This window comes from Arthrobacter sp. TB 23, assembly GCF_000294595.1.
Classification (GTDB): Bacteria; Actinomycetota; Actinomycetes; order Actinomycetales; family Micrococcaceae; genus Arthrobacter_D.
The window spans coordinates 1-964 of the sequence record NZ_ALPM01000121.1 but is presented as its reverse complement, the minus strand read 5'-3'; the positions used below and the strand labels follow the sequence as shown (position 1 = coordinate 964).

The window sequence follows — 964 nt, the reverse complement described above, 5'->3', positions numbered from 1 at the left end:
GACTCTGGACCTAACCGGCGGTTCTGTGTGGAGAGGCGCCCTGGTGCTGCGTACCCCCGGCGTGTTTGCGTGCAGGTCCGTACGCTGTGCGAGCGCCGTCGGGACGTAACCGGGACGGCTGGCCTCATCAGACCGAGCGCAGGCGCAGCCAGGCCTCGAAGGTCAAGCCGTTGACGGCCGAATCGCGGGCAAGATTCTCGCCGCTACTGAAGAACTTCCCAAGAGCACCCGGCAGCGGCAGGGTGATCTGGCGGCCGGTTGCTCCTGTGACGTCGCGGTAGATGCGAGCCAGCTCGGCCATTTCCAGCACTTGCGGGCCGCCGACGTTGGTGGTCCCCTGGGGTATCGGCTGATGGGTTGCCGCGTCGGCCAGCGCACCTGCCACATCCTGAACGGCAATCGGTTGAAACACGGCGTTTTTCAGGACAGGGAGTACGCCGGCCTTGCGCCCACCGTCGAACACTACCGTCAGAAAGTTGTGGAACTGGGTAGCCCGGACCACCACTGATGGAATCGACGAATTCTGGTAGATCTTCTCCTGGCGCACCTTGGCCCGATAGTAGGAGAACGCCGCCAGGTCGCAGTTGACGATCGAGAGCACCACGGCGCGCGCGATTCCTGCCTCTCGGGCTGCGGTGAGCAGGTTCAGGGCGCCGTCGTCGAGCGCCCGCTGACCTTTTCCGAACTGTCCGTCGAGGACGTCAATCAGGACATCGGCCTCGGCCAGCGCATCCGTCAGGCCCTCCCCGGTGGTCACATCGGCTGCCATGTACTCGGCACCGGCGACCCACCGCGGCGAGTGGTCGGCGGGAAGGTGACGGCTGACCGACCGCGTTTGGTGGCCTCGTCTCACGCATTCGTCCACCAGATGGTGCCCCACCAGACCAGTACCCCCGACCACCACCACTCTCGTCATGGCCCCTAGGCTACGCCTGCCCGCTCCGACGGACCAGAGCGGCCGAGC

1 protein-coding gene is annotated in these 964 nt (G+C 65.9%); it reads right to left on the bottom strand.

Annotation, left to right across the window (positions count from 1 at the left end; genetic code table 11):
* Positions 1–127 precede the first annotated feature (127 nt).
* Positions 128–916 (bottom strand): SDR family oxidoreductase, encoded by a 789-nt coding sequence (locus B384_RS0116095; protein ID WP_026041245.1) that lies wholly within the window; start codon positions 914–916, stop codon positions 128–130.
* Positions 917–964: the final 48 nt, after the last annotated feature.